The organism is Acidaminococcus sp. AM05-11, from assembly GCF_003472805.1.
Taxonomy (GTDB): Bacteria; Bacillota; Negativicutes; order Acidaminococcales; family Acidaminococcaceae; genus Acidaminococcus; species Acidaminococcus hominis.
This window is the reverse complement of sequence record NZ_QRMX01000005.1, coordinates 1-15,369: the sequence shown is the minus strand read 5'-3', so window position 1 is coordinate 15,369 and position 15,369 is coordinate 1. Positions and strand designations below refer to the sequence as shown.

Annotated in this window: 15 protein-coding genes and 2 tRNA genes; 5 read left to right on the top strand and 12 right to left on the bottom strand. The window is 54.7% G+C overall.

Annotated elements, in window-relative coordinates; genetic code table 11:
• Genes DW089_RS04080 through DW089_RS04060 form a run of 5 tightly spaced genes read right to left on the bottom strand, consistent with a single transcriptional unit; the run spans nucleotide 1 to nucleotide 4,766 of the window.
• Nucleotides 1–729 carry a tRNA1(Val) (adenine(37)-N6)-methyltransferase gene (locus tag DW089_RS04080; protein WP_105327139.1) on the bottom strand — a complete coding sequence of 243 codons (729 nt, stop codon included), beginning with the start codon at nucleotides 727–729 and terminating at the stop codon, nucleotides 1–3.
• The gene (locus DW089_RS04075) at nucleotides 729–1,562 is read right to left on the bottom strand and encodes a stage 0 sporulation family protein (RefSeq protein ID WP_105327138.1); all 834 of its coding nucleotides are present in this window, start codon (nucleotides 1,560–1,562) and stop codon (nucleotides 729–731) included. Before DW089_RS04075 ends, DW089_RS04080 begins: the two co-directional genes overlap by 1 nt.
• A gap of 1 nt (nucleotide 1,563) precedes the next feature.
• Entirely contained in the window at nucleotides 1,564–2,682 is a 1,119-nt protein-coding gene (locus tag DW089_RS04070) for a DNA polymerase III subunit (protein ID WP_233547548.1), read from the bottom strand.
• Nucleotides 2,683–2,703: 21 nt separating this feature from the next.
• On the bottom strand, nucleotides 2,704–3,321 hold the full coding sequence (tmk, locus tag DW089_RS04065) for a dTMP kinase (protein WP_105327137.1): 618 nt from the start codon (nucleotides 3,319–3,321) through the stop codon (nucleotides 2,704–2,706).
• Nucleotides 3,318–4,766 (bottom strand): aminotransferase class I/II-fold pyridoxal phosphate-dependent enzyme, encoded by a 1,449-nt coding sequence (locus tag DW089_RS04060; RefSeq protein ID WP_105327136.1) that lies wholly within the window; start codon nucleotides 4,764–4,766, stop codon nucleotides 3,318–3,320. Before DW089_RS04060 ends, tmk begins: the two co-directional genes overlap by 4 nt.
• Nucleotides 4,767–4,945: 179 nt before the next feature.
• Here DW089_RS04060 and DW089_RS04055 point away from each other — a divergent pair, with 179 nt between their 5' ends.
• Nucleotides 4,946–5,776, top strand: coding sequence for an HAD-IIA family hydrolase (locus DW089_RS04055; RefSeq protein ID WP_105327135.1), 831 nt, complete (start codon nucleotides 4,946–4,948; stop codon nucleotides 5,774–5,776).
• Between the two features lie 117 nt (nucleotides 5,777–5,893).
• Here DW089_RS04055 and DW089_RS04050 read toward each other — a convergent pair.
• Nucleotides 5,894–5,984 (bottom strand) — tRNA-Ser (locus DW089_RS04050).
• Nucleotides 5,985–6,255: 271 nt separating this feature from the next.
• Here DW089_RS04050 and DW089_RS04045 point away from each other — a divergent pair.
• Nucleotides 6,256–6,344, top strand: a tRNA-Ser gene (locus DW089_RS04045).
• 286 nt (nucleotides 6,345–6,630) lie between these two features.
• On the top strand, nucleotides 6,631–7,635 hold the full coding sequence (gene hydE / locus DW089_RS04040; RefSeq protein WP_105327134.1) for a [FeFe] hydrogenase H-cluster radical SAM maturase HydE: 1,005 nt from the start codon (nucleotides 6,631–6,633) through the stop codon (nucleotides 7,633–7,635).
• A gap of 59 nt (nucleotides 7,636–7,694) precedes the next feature.
• Here the strand turns inward: hydE and coaBC are convergent, their stop codons facing one another.
• From coaBC to DW089_RS04010, 6 genes are read right to left on the bottom strand one after another with little or no spacing between them, the layout of a single operon-like run.
• Nucleotides 7,695–8,912 carry a bifunctional phosphopantothenoylcysteine decarboxylase/phosphopantothenate--cysteine ligase CoaBC gene (coaBC, locus tag DW089_RS04035; RefSeq protein WP_118286828.1) on the bottom strand — a complete coding sequence of 406 codons (1,218 nt, stop codon included), beginning with the start codon at nucleotides 8,910–8,912 and terminating at the stop codon, nucleotides 7,695–7,697.
• 13 nt (nucleotides 8,913–8,925) lie between these two features.
• Nucleotides 8,926–9,135, bottom strand: coding sequence for a DNA-directed RNA polymerase subunit omega (gene rpoZ / locus DW089_RS04030; RefSeq protein ID WP_199614569.1), 210 nt, complete (start codon nucleotides 9,133–9,135; stop codon nucleotides 8,926–8,928).
• Between the two features lie 26 nt (nucleotides 9,136–9,161).
• Nucleotides 9,162–9,797 (bottom strand): guanylate kinase, encoded by a 636-nt coding sequence (gmk, locus tag DW089_RS04025; RefSeq protein ID WP_105327131.1) that lies wholly within the window; start codon nucleotides 9,795–9,797, stop codon nucleotides 9,162–9,164.
• Nucleotides 9,790–10,080 (bottom strand): extracellular matrix/biofilm regulator RemA, encoded by a 291-nt coding sequence (gene remA / locus DW089_RS04020; protein WP_105327130.1) that lies wholly within the window; start codon nucleotides 10,078–10,080, stop codon nucleotides 9,790–9,792. Before remA ends, gmk begins: the two co-directional genes overlap by 8 nt.
• Nucleotides 10,081–10,095: 15 nt before the next feature.
• The gene (locus DW089_RS04015; protein WP_105327129.1) at nucleotides 10,096–10,986 is read right to left on the bottom strand and encodes a YicC/YloC family endoribonuclease; all 891 of its coding nucleotides are present in this window, start codon (nucleotides 10,984–10,986) and stop codon (nucleotides 10,096–10,098) included.
• A gap of 33 nt (nucleotides 10,987–11,019) precedes the next feature.
• Nucleotides 11,020–11,643: a hypothetical protein gene (locus DW089_RS04010; protein ID WP_105327128.1), complete on the bottom strand. Its 624-nt coding sequence runs from the start codon at nucleotides 11,641–11,643 to the stop codon at nucleotides 11,020–11,022.
• A 191-nt stretch (nucleotides 11,644–11,834) separates the two neighbouring features.
• On the opposite strand from DW089_RS04010, the gene DW089_RS04005 reads away from it, so the two are divergent.
• On the top strand, nucleotides 11,835–13,565 hold the full coding sequence (locus tag DW089_RS04005; protein WP_105327127.1) for an NFACT family protein: 1,731 nt from the start codon (nucleotides 11,835–11,837) through the stop codon (nucleotides 13,563–13,565).
• A 70-nt stretch (nucleotides 13,566–13,635) separates the two neighbouring features.
• A complete protein-coding gene (ilvD, locus tag DW089_RS04000) occupies nucleotides 13,636–15,303 on the top strand; it encodes a dihydroxy-acid dehydratase (RefSeq protein ID WP_105327126.1) in 1,668 nt (555 codons plus the stop codon).
• The last annotated feature ends 66 nt before the right edge of the window (nucleotides 15,304–15,369 follow it).

Genomic DNA, 15,369 nt, shown 5'->3' with positions numbered 1-15,369 from the left:
CTATTCCTCCCTTGTTGTGCCAGCCCGGTAATAGGCCAGCGTTTCCTTGCTGTAGGACCCGTCAGGGTTATACATACACAAGGGCGACAGGACCGTCAGGCCCGGCCGTCCCCCTTTTACAAATTCTGCCAAAAAAATCCAGGCAGGCCGGTCCACATAGGAATGGACCCACTGGAGCCGTTTTAATTCCAGCTGATAGGCCAGCCCCAGCTTCACTGCCTCGGTAAACCGCTCCGGCAACTGAACCAGGGCAAAACGGCCCTTGGTCTTTAGGCCATAGGCCGCCGCCTGGAAAAAATCTTCCAGGGTCGTATCCACCTCATGGCAAGCCGCCGTGCCTACCTGACGCCGCCGGCCTCCTACCCGGTAGGGCGGATTGGCCGCCACCAGGTCCAGGCTTTCGCTGGGCACCAGCTGGCGGAGATTCCGCAAATCCAGCTGGTGGACCGTCACCACCTGTTCCAGATGGTTCTCCCTAATGCTGCGGTTCAGCAGCTCAATCACGTGGGGATTGTAGTCCACCCCCAAAACGGACCCGGCACCCCGCAGGGCCAGCATCAGACTCACTGCCCCGGTGCCGCAGCCCAGCTCCAGCACCCTGGCCTTTTTCACCAGATGGGGAAAAGCCGCCAGAAATACGGCGTCCGTGGTAAAGCAAAATTCCTGGGGATCCTGCCAGATTACGGTTTTCCCATCGGGCAGGCAGTCCTTCCGTTCTGTGTCCTTCATTAATCCTCCGCCCGGGAAGATTCCACAATCTCGTCCCAGGCCACTTCAATCCGGTTTCCCGGGGACAGTTCTACGGTCACTGTCTGTTCCCGGCGGCTGATATGCATCACCATGCCCTCTCCGCTGGGCGTAACCACTTTCATACCTGGTTTGGGAACGGTAAGATGTTCCTTGCGTTTTTCTTTCTTCTTCCCGCAGTACATATCATTTTCGTATTTCAGGCAGCACAGCAGGCGGCCGCAGATCCCGGAAATCTTGGTCGGGTTCAGGGACAGGTTCTGTTCCTTGGCCATCCGGATGGATACCGGCTCAAAATCTCCCAGGAAGGTGGCACAGCACAGGGGACGGCCGCAGCAGCCAATGCCGCCCAGCATTTTCGCTTCGTCCCGGACGCCAATCTGGCGCAGTTCAATCCGGGTACGGAACACCGCTGCCAAATCCTTCACCAATTCCCGGAAATCAATCCGGCCATCGGCTGTAAAATAAAAAATAATCTTGCCCACATCAAAAGTATATTCTACGTTCACCAGATGCATATCCAGCTTCCGGGCCGCAATTTTCTTTTCACAGATGGCGAAGGCTTCCTTTTCCTTCTGGTGATTTTCTTCTACCTGCCGGGCATCTTTTTCAGTGCCCTTGCGCAGTACGGTTTTCAGAGGAGAAACAATTTTTTCTTCCGGTACTTCCTGCTGGGGAATCACCACTTGGCCATATTCAATTCCCCGGGCGGTTTCCACAATCACATGGTCCCCTTTTTCCAGCTTCAGTTCTCCTGGAGCAAAATAATAAATCTTGCCGGCTTTCTTAAACCGGACTCCAACAATAGTAACCACACTACATCTCCTTTCGCAATGCCTGTATCTCTAGCAGCAGGGCCTCAAATACCAGGCGCCGGGGCACAAAACGGGCAATGGCCAGCCGGCTTTCCTGTACCAGGTCCAAGGTTCTGCGCAGCTGGCTGGGTTTCCAGCCGGCAAAGCACAGGGCTGCCTCTTTTCTTATATCTTCATTGTACAAGGGCGCTGCCACTCCCGCCTGGAGCAGCAAACCGTCCCGCAGCAGCAGCAGCAAAAGTTCCAGCCGGAGAAAATCCGGTTCCCGCCGGTCAAAAGCCGGCTCCTTTTCGCCATCTCCGCTGTTTTTCTTTTTGGGGGCTGTGGCTGCCTTGTCCAACCAATCCAGCCCTTTAAGATAAACCATCAGCTGGTCCTCGTCCACCTTTTCCAAAAGGTCCAGGACCTGCTGCCGCAGGGTGAGGGCCTCCAGCCGGAACAAGTCCACGGCCTTGCCAGGTGATCCCCCGGCAAGCGCGCTGAGTACCGGCCCTTCCTTTAGCCACTGGGCCTGGACGGCACCGGGCTCTGCTCCCTCCAGGCTTTCGGGCACTTCCCACTGGGTCAGCAGGGCCTGCTCCATAGCCTGCCGGGTCTGCTCCAGGGTTAGGGGATAGAACTGGATCTGTACCACCCTGGATAAAATGGTGGGCAAAAGAGCCTCCACCCGGTCTGCCACCAGGATGAACAGCCAGTAGTCCGGCGGTTCTTCCAAAAGCTTCAGCAGCGCGTTTTGGGCGGTTTCCTGCATATGGTCCGCCTGTTCGATAATGCATACTTTATAGGGGGACAGCACCGGGGCGTACAGGGCCTGTTGGCTCAGCTGCCGGATTTGGCCAATGCTGATGGTACTGGTATTGCCGCCCGGCTCCACCAACAACAGGTCCGGATGGGACCCTGCCCCAAAGGCCCGGCAGCTTTTGCAGGAAGTATCCGTCAAAGGGTCCTCCAAACAGAGGAAACTTTTGGCAAATTCCAGCGCCAGCTTCTTCTTGCCGATGCCTTCGGGCCCGTAGAACAACAGTGAAGGAGTTTTCCGCTCTCCTGTCAGCAGGTTCTGCAGAAAGCGCTTTTCAATTTCGTGTCCAACAATACGATCCCACATACGCATCCCTATCATTCTGCCGCAAGGCGGCGTTATTTACAGCAGTTTTTCCAATTGCTTGGTGATTTCGGCCGACACCACAGCCGGGTCTCCCAGGGCATCCACCACCAGGAACCGCTCCGGCTCCGCTTTGGCCAGCTGCAGGTAGCCATTTCTGACCTTCTCCTGAAAGTCCAGCCCCTGCAATTCAAATTTATCCACTACTCCCCGGTCCTTCCGTCGGCTCAAGAGAGCCCGGGGACTGCCGTCCAAAAGCAGGGTCAAATCCGGCAGCAGGCCCTGGGTCGCAAAGCCGTTTAACTGCACCAGCTCTCCCAGGTCCCGGTTCCGGAGAATCCCCTGATACACCAGGGTAGAGTCGCTGAACCGGTCACATAGGACCACCTTCCCCGCTTCCACCGCCGGCCGGATTACCTTGGCCACATGGTCGGCCCGGGCTGCCAGATGCAGCAGGATTTCCGTTTCAGCGGACAAATTCAGGGCCGGATCCAGGACAATTTCCCGGATTTCTTCGGCCGCTTCCGTGCCCCCGGGTTCCCGGGTTACCACCACTTCCCGGCCATACAGCCGGAACCAATCTGCCAGCTTGGCAGCCTGGGTAGTTTTCCCGCTGCCATCGGGTCCTTCCAGTACGATAAACAAACCTTTGTTCATTTGTCCATCACCTCAATGGTCTCAAGTGTTGTATCCCGGGGGCCGCTGACCAAGAGCCCCTTTGCCTGCAATTTGCGGCAGTAGTCCAGCATTTCCTGGGTAAGCCGTTCCCCAGGAACCACCAGGGGAATCCCCGGCGGATAAAAGCTGATGCTTTCCCCAGCAATTTCTCCTGCGGCCTCAGCAAAGGGCACCGCATGCCGGCGGCTGAAAAAGGCCTGCCGGGGCGGCAGTACCAGTTCCGGCAGTGCGGCCGGCTCCGGCACCGGAAGCATAGCCCCTGCAGCTTTCGCCATTTTTTCCAGCACCTGCCGGATTTTTTCGGCCACAGCTGCAAATTCCGGGGTATCATCTGCATACGTTACCAAAAAAAGCACGTGGTCCTGATCCACCAGTTCCACGGCAATTCCCTGCTCCCGCAGGGCCTGCGCCGCTTCCGGGCCGGTGATGCCCAGGGCGCTGACCTGAATGGTTACTTTTCCTCCATCTACAGCCGCAACGCCCCCCTGGCCAAGGAGTTCCTGATCCAGGACCGGCAGTCCCGGCAGCTTTCTAAGCACCTGCCGCAGCAGCTTGCCAGCCCGCAGGGACTGCTCTGCCATTTCCCGGCCGTGGTCCAACAGCTGGGCCACCGCCCCGTCCAGGGATCCCATAAGGATATAGTTGGGGCTGGTGGTGGTTACCAGGCTCATGGCCGCTTCCAGCCGTTCTGGCCGCAGCCGTCCGTAGCGGACCTGCAGCAGCGAGCACTGGGTCATAGCCCCCACAATTTTATGGGTGCTCTGGGCCGCCGCATCGGCGCCGCAGTCCATGGCCGAAGGCGGCAGCTGCTCCGAAAACCCCAGGTGGGGCCCATGGGCCTCATCTACCAGGAGCACCGCCCCATGAGCATGGGCGATTTGGGCAATCTTTGCCGTATCCGCCGCCAGGCCAAAATAGTTGGGGGTGGTCAAAAATACGGCCTTCAGGTCCGGCTGTTCCTGAAAAGCCTGCTCCACCTGCTCCGGGGTAATCTGGAGGCTCAGCCGCCAGGTTTCGCTATAGCAGGGCCGGACATACACAGGTGTCAAATCGCCCAGTACCAGCCCGCCCATTACCGAACGGTGGGAATTGCGGGGAATCAGGATTTTGTCCCCAGGGTTCAGAGCCCCCAGCAGCATCCCGTGAATAACCCCGGTGGTGCCGTTCACCCCCAAAAAGCAGCGATCAGCATGGTACACCTTGGCTGCCTGATCTTCCAGCGCCTTGATGCAGCCGGAAGGATGATGGATATCGTCCAGTTCCTCCATAAGAGAAACATCACTTTCCAATGCCACCGGCCCTGCCAAATGCATTAGATCCGGATCGGCGCCCCTGCCTCCTTTATGACCAGGAGTATGCAGAGGATATACGTGAGCCAGCCGGTATTTTTCTACCGCAGCCAGCAAAGGTTTTTGTGCAGTCAAGATTATGCCTCCTTAGTCAATATTTTATTTTATCATATAAGGAGGCCGCCTGCCACTAGAAACCACTCGTCCCCTGCCCTTCCCCTCTTTTGTAATTTTCCCAGAAAATCACAAAACCTTGTTGTAATTTTTACGGAGAAAATGGATAATAGAATTAAACTATCGAAGGGAGAAATAATATGCGTGATCTGAACATCATTCGCAATAAAAAAGGTTTCATCAGTGATATGGACGGTGTCATCTATCATGGCAACACCCTGCTGCCCGGCGTGAAGGAATTTGTCGCCTGGCTGAAAAAAGAAAAGAAACAATTTCTCTTTCTCACCAACTCCAGTGAACGTTCTCCCCTGGAACTGCGCAAAAAGCTGCTGGCCATGGGAATCGATATTGAAGAAAGCCATTTCTACACCAGTGCTTTGGCTACGGCACATTTTCTCAAAAACCAGGCGCCGGACTGCTCTGCTTACGTAATCGGGGCTCACGGCCTGTTAAACGCCCTGTACGATGCCGGCATTACCTTTAACGATGTAAATCCAGATTACGTGGTCGTCGGGGAAACCACCGGCTATAACTACGAAATGATTCTCAAGGCCACGGAGCTGATCCACAAGGGGGCCAAGCTCATTGCCACCAACTCCGACCTGACCGGGCCCAGTGAACGGGGTATCATTCCTGCCTGCCGGGCCTTGGTATCGCCTATCGAAATGGCTACCGGCAAGCAAGCCTACTTCATCGGCAAACCCAATCCTTTAATGATGCGTACCGGGCTGAAAAAGCTGGGCGTCCATTCCGAGGATTCTGTAATGATTGGTGACAGAATGGATACGGACATTGTGGCTGGGGTAGAAACCGGTTTAGAAACTGTCCTGGTACTTACCGGCGTTTCCACCCGGGAGAATATCAAGAAGTTCTCCTACCAACCCCACTACATTCTAAATGGCATTGGAGATCTGGTACCCGGTTATAACGCTGACGCACCAGAGCCGAAAGAAGCCAAAGAAAAGAAATAAACCACACAAAAAATCGGAGGAAGCCTAGAGCTTTCTCCGATTTTTGCTTTTCCACACGATTTTGGGCAATAAAAAACCGCCCTGCTTACCAAAAGCATGCGGTCATAATAAAAATAATGGCGGAGTGGGTGGGATTTGAACCCACGCGGGGTTTAACCCCCCTAACGATTTAGCAAACCGTCCTCTTCAGCCACTTGAGTACCACTCCGTTGGAACTATCTGACTCTGTTACTATACACGATATTGCCAAAGCTGTCAATACTTTTTTGCGATTTTCTATACTTCCAGCTCTAAAAGCTGTTTTTACTTCCCCTTTTCCCCTTCCACCCAGACTATTTCCAATTCTGTGTTCTAAGCCAGCTCCCCTCCTTCGCAGCCTTTCTCCCTTTTTCTCCCAGGTCAGACGTGTTCCGCCCCTTGCTCGCCTTCGTTTCTCCTTGACAAGGGAAATGGCCTAGTTTATACTTGATTTGTTATGCGGAGAGGTGGCCGAGCGGTTTAAGGCACCAGTCTTGAAAACTGGCGATCCTGCAAGGGACCGTGGGTTCGAATCCCACCCTCTCCGCCAATTTTGTTTTTTAGGTCAGAAACTCTTTCGCTGGCTGCAGTTGATTCCCCCACCGGAATTCAGAAAAGGGCAGCGGTCAGGGGTTCCTGGCTTTTTCTATTTGCAGGGAAATTTTTAGCCGTGCAGGCAGGACAGCGCCCCAACCTCCTCCGCCCCCTGCCTTTCAAGTTTTCGCTTTGCCAGGACGCACCCAAGGGCCAAATGCTTGCAGCTGTAATTTTTCTTTGGCGTCCCTGGGCAAATATAGTATAATAAAACTATTCTAAGGGGAAAGCGGGGAACAGCCATGGAGGATCTGGTAGAAAAACTGAAAATGGAGTCCATCCTCACTGACGAGGAATTTATTGCGCTGCTCCAAACCGAGGATTCCGTTACCCGGGCCAAGCTGTTTGGGGCTGCCCAAGAGGCCGTAACCGTTCTGTTCAAGCGGGTTATCCAGGTCCAAGGGGTTTTGGAATTCACCAACCACTGTCCCAAAAACTGCCTGTACTGCCAGCTGCGTTCGGAAAACACTGTGCTGCCCCGGTTCCGGCTGAACTGGGAGCAAATCAAGGGTGCCTGTCAGGAAGGATACGACCTGGGCATGCGGTACCTGATTTTGGAGTCCGGGGAAGACCAGTACTACACGGACATGATCATGTGCAATCTCTTGACCAACCTGAAAAAGCAGTTTCCCGAGGTAAAGCTTGGCCTGGCTCTGGAAGAGCGCAGCAAGGCCTCCTACCAGCGGATGTTCAAGGCCGGAGCCCAGGGTTACCTGCTTCGCTACGAAACAGCGGACCCCCTGCATTTTTCCAAGCTCCATCCCCCTGCCCAGGCCCTTTCCACCAAAATTGACTGCTACAACGATGCCAAGGCGATTGGCTATACCATGGATACGGGCTTCCTAGTAGGGGCGCCCTTTGAGACGCCGGAATATCTGGCCCGTTCCCTGACCCTGCTCCAGGAACTGAGCCCCAAGGCCATTTCCCTGGTGCCCTTTATCCCCCGAGACAACACCCCATTCCGACAGGAAAAGCGGGCCAGCCTGGAAGAATTTCTGCGGCTGATAGCCATTGTGCGAATTATGTTCCCCCGGGCAGATATTACCGCTCCCCCGGAAGTGAACAAGATCAACGCCCAGGGCCAGCTGTTGTCCGTACTCAGCGGTGCCAATGTGGTGCGGGTTCCCTTGGAACCCCCGGAAGAACCCGGCGCCCTGAAAAATGATTCCCGGCAAAAATTGTTCCATACCCTGGAAATGCTCTACACCTACCTGGATACCCGGGAGTACACCATGGTGGTGGATTAACTTTATAGACACAGAAGAACCCCAAGTGCTCAGCGTACTTGGGGTTCTTTTTCGTTGTTTCAGGCTTTTTCCTGGCGTTTGGCGGCGACCTTTTCCCGGACAATATCCAAGATGTGGTTACCCACTTCTTCCTTGGTCATAAGACCCAGGCTTTCAATTTTTCCATCGGGATACAGCAGCTTCACCACATTGGTGTCAGTGCTGAAACCCGCTCCCTGCATGGTCACATCGTTGGCCACAATCATATCCAGGTTCTTTTTCTTCACCTTGGCCGCAGCGTTTTCCAAAAGGTTTTGGGTTTCGGCAGCAAAGCCCACCAGAATCTGGTGTTTTTTCCGCTGTCCCAGCAGTTTCAAAATATCCGGGTTTTTGTCCAGGGTCAGCACCAGATTATCGTCCTGCTTTTTGATTTTCTGTTCTGCCTGGTGATGGGGCTTGTAGTCAGCCACAGCAGCTGCCTTGATCACTGCATCTACCTGGTCGTAGGCACTCAAAACCGCGTCCAGCATTTCCTGGGTGGTTTCCACCTGGTGCACCACCACATTCCGGGGCGGCTCAAGGGCCGTAGGGCCGGACACCAGAATCACCTGGGCGCCCCGCCGGGCCGCGTCCCGGGCGATGGCATAGCCCATCTTGCCGCTGGAACGGTTGCCGATAAACCGCACCGGATCAATGGCTTCCCGGGTTCCCCCGGCTGTCACCAGGATTTTCATACCCTTCAGGTCCCCGTGGAGGGAAGCCAGATACCCATCAATAAAAGCCAAAATATCTTCCGGCTCAGGCAGCCGGCCGGACCCGTTAATGCCGCAGGCCAGGTGACCAGCCGCACTGGGCATAATCACCACGCCGTCCTGCCGCAGGGTGGCCAGGTTCCGGGCCGTGGCCGGATTGTTCAGCATATTGGTATTCATGGCCGGGCAAATGATTTTGGGTTTGTCACAAGCCAGCAGCGTAGTAGACAGCAGGTCATCAGCCAGGCCGTTAGCCATTTTGCTGATGATGTTGGCGGTAGCCGGAGCCACCACCACCAGGTCACACCAACGGCCCACAGCCACGTGTTCCACGTTGAATTCATCGTTGCCGCCCCACATACCCACGGCTACCTGGTGGGTACTGATTTCCTTAAACAGCAGCGGGGACACCAGTTTGGTGGCCGCTTCCGTCATGATAACCCGCACCTGCGCCCCAGCCTGCACCAGCCGGCTGGTCAGGGTAACCGCCTTATAAGCAGCAATGCCGCCGGTAACGCCTAAAAGAATCTTTTTTTCTTCCAGCACCGGTCTGCTCCTTTTATTTCTTCTTCAAATCGTCTTTCCCGGCAATGGTTACCAGGCCTTGGGCGATTTCTTCCATGGCAATGGAAACAGGTTTGTTGGATTTGCTTTCTACCAGGGCAGGCGCATGGTCCACCAGCTGGCGGGCACGCTTGGCGGCCATAATAACCAGGCCGTATTTGCTGCCAACTTTTTCTGCTAAATCATCGATAGAGGGATCAATCATAGACATAACGTATTCTCCTTTTCTGCTTACTCGCAGACCCAGACGCCATCTTTCATTTGGCAAATTTCATCCACAATATAATAGGTGCGGCCCACCCGCAGGTGTTCCACGTCAATAATCTTGCTGACCTTGTCCGTAGCCTTTTCCACTTCGTCGTTGACTACAATATAGTCGTACTTGGAAGCATAGGCCAGTTCGGAGGTAGCGGCACTGAGCCGGCGTTTGATCACGTCCACAGCATCGGTGCCCCGTTTGTAAATCCGCTTGGACAGTTCATCCAGGGACGGAGGCACAATGAATACAAAAACGCCGTCCGGAAAGCTCTTTTTTACCTGCAAGGCACCCTGGGGATCGATTTCCAGGACCACATCCAGGCCTTCGGCCAGTTTGTCCATGACGTATTGGCGGGGCGTCCCGTAGTAGTTGCCATATACGGAGGCGTGTTCCAAAAGGCCGTTGTTCTTGATCATATCTTCAAACTCATCCCGGCTCTTAAAGAAATAGTTTTTCCCATCCACTTCCCCCTTCCGGGGTTCCCGGGTGGTGCAGGACACGGAATAGGCCATGCCTTCCCGTTTTTCCAGCAGGCGGGCGCAGATGGTGCCTTTGCCAGCACCACTGGGGCCGGATAATACCAGCAGAATACCTTCGGGTTTATTCATGTTCTTCCTCCTTCAGATCCTCTGCCAGAGGAGCCGGTGCATCTTCCGTGTTGAACCGGTTGGCGATGGTTTCCGGCTGCAGGGCGGACAGCACCACATGGCCGCTGTCCATGATCAAGACCGCTCTGGTACGGCGGCCGTAGGTGGCGTCAATGACCACACCCTTGTCCCGTCCGTCTTGGATAATCCGCTTGATGGGGGCAGATTCAGGTCCGATGATGGTAACCACCCGCTGTGCGGAAACGATGTTGCCAAAGCCGATGTTGATCAATTTGATGTCCATAAATTCTCTCCTACTCTATTGTATATTCTGGATTTGTTCCCTGACTTTCTCGATTTCGCCTTTCATATCCACAATCACTTGGATGATTTGGGCATCACCGGCCTTGGAAGCAATGGTATTGGCTTCCCGGTTCATTTCCTGTACCAGAAAGTCCATCCGCCGTCCCACCGGCTTTTCTTCGTGAAGCATCTGGGTAAATTGCTGCAGATGACTGTGCAAACGGACAATTTCTTCCGTCACGTTGACCCGATCCGCATAAACAGCAGTTTCTTGAAGGATACCGGCCGGATCCAATTTCCCGGCGCCTGCCTCATCCAACAGGGCCTGAATCTTCTCACGGAGGCGGCGCTCGTACTCTGCAACGGTTTGCGGCGCCCGGGCTTCCACCTGGGCCAGCTGCTGTCCAATGAGGGCAATGCGGTTTGCCACATCCTGGGAAATATGGTCTCCCTCCAGCTGCCGCATGGCAAGGCACCGCTGAATTGCCTGCTGCACTGCATTTTCCATCAGCGGCCACAGGGTTTCCAGGTCAACTTCGGTGTCTTCCGGGACCATAACCTGGTCACAGCCAGCAATGAAGAGAATTTCCTGCTGGTTTCCCAGGTTTTCCGCCGGAATCGACAGCATTTGGGCCATATCTTTCAAACTATCATAATAAGCCTTTACCAGCCCTTTGTCAATCTTTACTCGGCGTCCTTCTGTTCCCGTGTAGCTGGCGGTAATAAAAACATCAATCCGTCCCCGCAGCAGCTGATCCAAAATCTGCTTCCGGATACGGTTTTCCACTGGATTCAGGAAGCGGGGCAGGCGCATGGCCAGTTCTGCATACCGGTGATTGACCGTCTTGATTTCAATGGTAAATGAAAAATCATCTTTTTGGACTTCTCCCCGGCCGTAACCGGTCATGCTTTGTACCACGCTTTCCACGCTCCCTTAGAGTTAGTTCATTTTTGTCAGGTTTAATACAAACTCCCGGGTACCGCCGTACTCATCCTGAACGGACAGTACCATCACCCGGTTGGCATCAATTTTTGACAGATCAAAATACACATAATACTGCAAATCCCACACATTGGCATTCTGCAAAGCTCCCGTCTGGGCATTGACCACCTGCATATCCCGCTGGGAAGCACTGTTTAGGTTCACGTAATAGGGCTCAAACACATTGGTACCCTGGTACATCTTCACCTTGAGGGATTTGGGCTCCAGTTTTACACTGGTGGAAATATTTAACCCCAAGGCCAGAACCCCATCGTACTGCTTGGCTACCTTCAACCCCTGTTCCGGGGTGGGCTTTTGACCGTTTTTTCCCGTCTGCTGGGCATCCACGGCTGCCGTCAGATAGGGCGTATACACAATGACCCGTTCCCGCAGGCCATACTTATTGGTCTGCTTCCGGTCGTATACGGTCCACGGGGCAACCAGTTCCCCTAATGGGGCATTTCTCCGCTCCAGGCCATAGACCTGGGCCTGACTGATGGCTCCATCCGTAAGGGGAAGCATGGCGAAGGCGGTCTGGGAAACAAGAAGCAGCGCAGCTGCTAGAAATCCTACTTTTTTCATTGATTCCTCTCCTTTGCGGTTTGACCGAACTGTTCAGTCATATTATACTGGAGGAGACGTGCCTTAACACGCATCCTAACTTAAATATTATAACGAATTCCACGCAAGGGTGCAAACCCGCGGGGAGTTGATTTCGCTGAAAGCCCCACCCTTTTCACCGCGGGCGGAAAGCACAAAGAGAGGAACCTACCATGAACTTAGAAGGCATCACCCTACAGGTACTGACCCAGGAACTGAGCCGCCGGCTTTTGGGCGGCAAAATTTTCAAGATTTTTATGCCCGGCAAAAGTTCCCTGCTGCTGCAGATCAATACCCAGAACCATACCGAAAATCTCCTGGTGGACATGGGCGGTGACACGCCCCTGATCACCCTGCCCCAAACCCTGCCTGAACGGCCGGATCTCCCCCCTTCCTTCTGTATGCTGCTGCGCAAACACCTGGAAGAAGGCCGCATCACCAAAATCAGCCAGCAGGGCCTGGACCGGATTATTACCCTGTCCGTGGACAGCATTGGCGCGGAACGGAAAATCATCACCAAGCGCCTGGTGCTGGAGCTGACCGGGAAAAACAGCAATATTATTTTCGTAAACGAACAGGGTATCATTCTGGATGCCCTGCGCCATATTGGTAAATTCCAAAGCCGGGTCCGTCAAATCCTGCCCAACCAGCCTTACGCATATCCCCCAGCCCAGGACGGGCTGGACTTTCTCCAAACCTCTCCCCACGCCCTTAGGGAAGCGGTAACTGCCTGCGGGGACCTGCCCCTGGAACAGGCGCTGATTTCCGCCACCCAGGGCATTGGCCGCTATACCGCCCAGGAAGTACTGCTCCGGGCTGGGATTTCCGGCCCGGCCAACCTGCTGGAGCTGACCCAGGCCCAGCAGCTGGAAAAAGCCCTGGCCGGCCTCCAGGCAGAAATCGGCAAACGCCTGGACGGCACCGATTCCACCGTAATTGCCCAGATTGACAGCCACAACCGGATGAAAAATCTGGTGCCCTATGTGCCCCAAACCCATCCGGAGTGGACCCAAAAGCCTTTTGCTTCCCTGCTGGAAGCCCAGGCCTACAGTGCCTCCCTGGTTCCCGTCCAGATTCCCGACAAGGACCTCTTGACCAAACTGGTGGTTACCCAGGAAGCAAAAGTGGCCAAGAAGCTGAAATTCCTGGCCCAGGACCTGGCCAAGGCGGAAAACGCCGAAGAGCAGAAAATCATGGCGGATACCCTGATGGCCTACGGCTGGCAGGTGAAAAAAGGCCAGACTTCCTGTGAACTGCCCAATATCTATGACAGCAAACCTATGAAAATTTCCCTCTCCCCCTCCCTAAACCCCATGGAAAATGCCCAGGCCTACTACAAGAAGTACAACAAATTCAAACGGGCGGTGGGAGAAATCAAGCTTCAACAGCAGGAAGCCCAGGACCTGCTCACCTACCTCCAGTCCCTGGACGCCTCCCTGGACACCGCCGTCACCAAGGGAGAGATTGGGGAAATCAAACAGGAAATTATCCAGCTGGGACTCCTCCCCTCCTCCAAAAAGCGGGTACCCACCCAGAGCAAATCCGAACCCCTGAAAATTGTACTTTCCCCGGAAACTACCTTATATATAGGGAAGAACAATAAGCAAAATGATTACGTGACCTTTAAGCTGGGCCGGGGCAAGGACCTGTGGTTCCACGCCAAGAACATCCCCGGTTCCCACGTAATCCTGAAAACCACCCTGCCTCAGCCCCGGGAAGAAGATATTCTTATGGCCGCTTCCCTGGCCGCCGGTTACAGCAAGGGCAAGAATTCTGATCGGGTAGCCGTAGACTGCGCGGAGAAACACCTGGTGAAAAAGCCCAGCGGTGCCAAACCCGGCTTTGTCATCTACACCGGACAGAAAACCCTGTATGTTCATCCACGAACTTCCTTGAAAGGTTGACAGCCGTTACAAAACGTGGTAAATTAGAGCTTACATTTAACATTTTTTGAAAAGAAGAAGGGGAGACATTATGAGAAGTACCACCGTAAAAAAAGGTTCCACCCGCGCTGCCCATCGCTCTTTGTTCTATGCCATGGGTTACACCGAAGATGAATTGAAAAAACCGCTGATTGGCATCTGCAACGCCCAAAACGAGATTATTCCCGGCCATATGGATTTGGACCGCATTGCCAAGGCCGTTAAATATGGTGTCCTGGAAAACGGCGGCACCCCCATTGAATTCCCTGCCATTGGCATCTGCGACGGCATTGCCATGGGCCACGACGGGATGAAATACCCCCTGGCCAGCCGGGAACTGGTGGCAGACAGTATTGAAGCCGTAGCCAATGGCCACGCCTTTGACGCCCTGGTGCTCATCCCCAACTGTGATAAGATTGTTCCGGGTATGCTCATGGCAGCAGCCCGGCTGAACATCCCCGCCATTGTAGTCAGCGGCGGCCCCATGCTGCCCGGCCGCTACGAAGGCAAGGATATCAGCGTCAGCACCGTGTTTGAAGCTGCCGGCCGCTTTGAAGCCGGCAAGATTTCCAAGCATAAGCTGTCCGAAATCGAACACTGTGCCTGCCCCGGCTGCGGTTCCTGTGCCGGCCTGTTTACGGCCAACACCATGAACTCCCTGACGGAAGTACTGGGTATGGGTCTGCCCGGCAACGGCACCATTCCTGCTGCCTATCAGGGTGCCCGGGTGGCCCTGGCCAAGGAAGCCGGGAAACGGATCATGGACCTGTTAAAACACAACATCTGTCCCAAGGACATTATGACCGCCAAAGCCTTCAAAAACGCCATTACTGTGGATATGGCCATGGGCGGCTCCACCAACACCTGCCTCCATCTGCCGGCCATTGCCCATGAAGCTAGCGTGGACCTGTCCCTGGAAGAATTTGATAAAATCAGCAAAAAGACCCCTTACCTGACCAAACTCTCCCCCAGCGGCACCTTCCACATGGTGGACGTGGAGGAAGCCGGCGGCATCCGGGCCGTAATGCACGAGCTGTCCCGGGCCGGACTCATTGAAAAGGATTGCCTGACCGTTACCGGCAAAACCGTAGGCGAAAACATCAAGGGAGCCAAGATTCTCCGTCCAGAAGTCATTCACACCGTCAAAGACCCGGTCCGGAAAACCGGCGGCATTGCCATCTTGAAGGGCAACCTGGCCAAGGACTGCTCCGTGGTCAAGGAAAGCGCCGTAGTGCCGGAAATGCTGACCCATACAGGTCCCGCCCGGGTATTCAATTCAGAAGATGAAGCCATCGTAGCCATCGTAGGCAAGGAAATCAAACCGGGTGACGTGGTGGTTATCCGCTATGAAGGGCCCAAAGGCGGTCCGGGTATGCGGGAAATGCTTAACCCCACCGCCGTCATTACCGGCATGGGCCTGGGCAGCTCCGTAGCCCTGCTCACCGATGGCCGCTTCTCCGGTGCCACCCAGGGCGCCTGCATTGGCCACATCTCTCCGGAAGCCCGGGAAGGCGGCAACATTGCCCTGATTGAAGACGGGGACATCATCGACATCGATATCCCCAACCGGAAGCTCAATGTCCGCCTTACCGACGAGGAACTGGAAGAACGCCGGAAAAACTGGGTTTGCCCGCCCCCCAAAGTACAGCGGGGCTACCTGGCCCGCTACGCTTCCCTGGTTTCTTCTGCCGCCCAGGGCGCCGTACTGAAATTCAATTAACCCCTAAAAAATCAGGCTCTTCACGTTTTATTGTGGGATGGCAGATTTCTGCCATCCTTCTTTTAT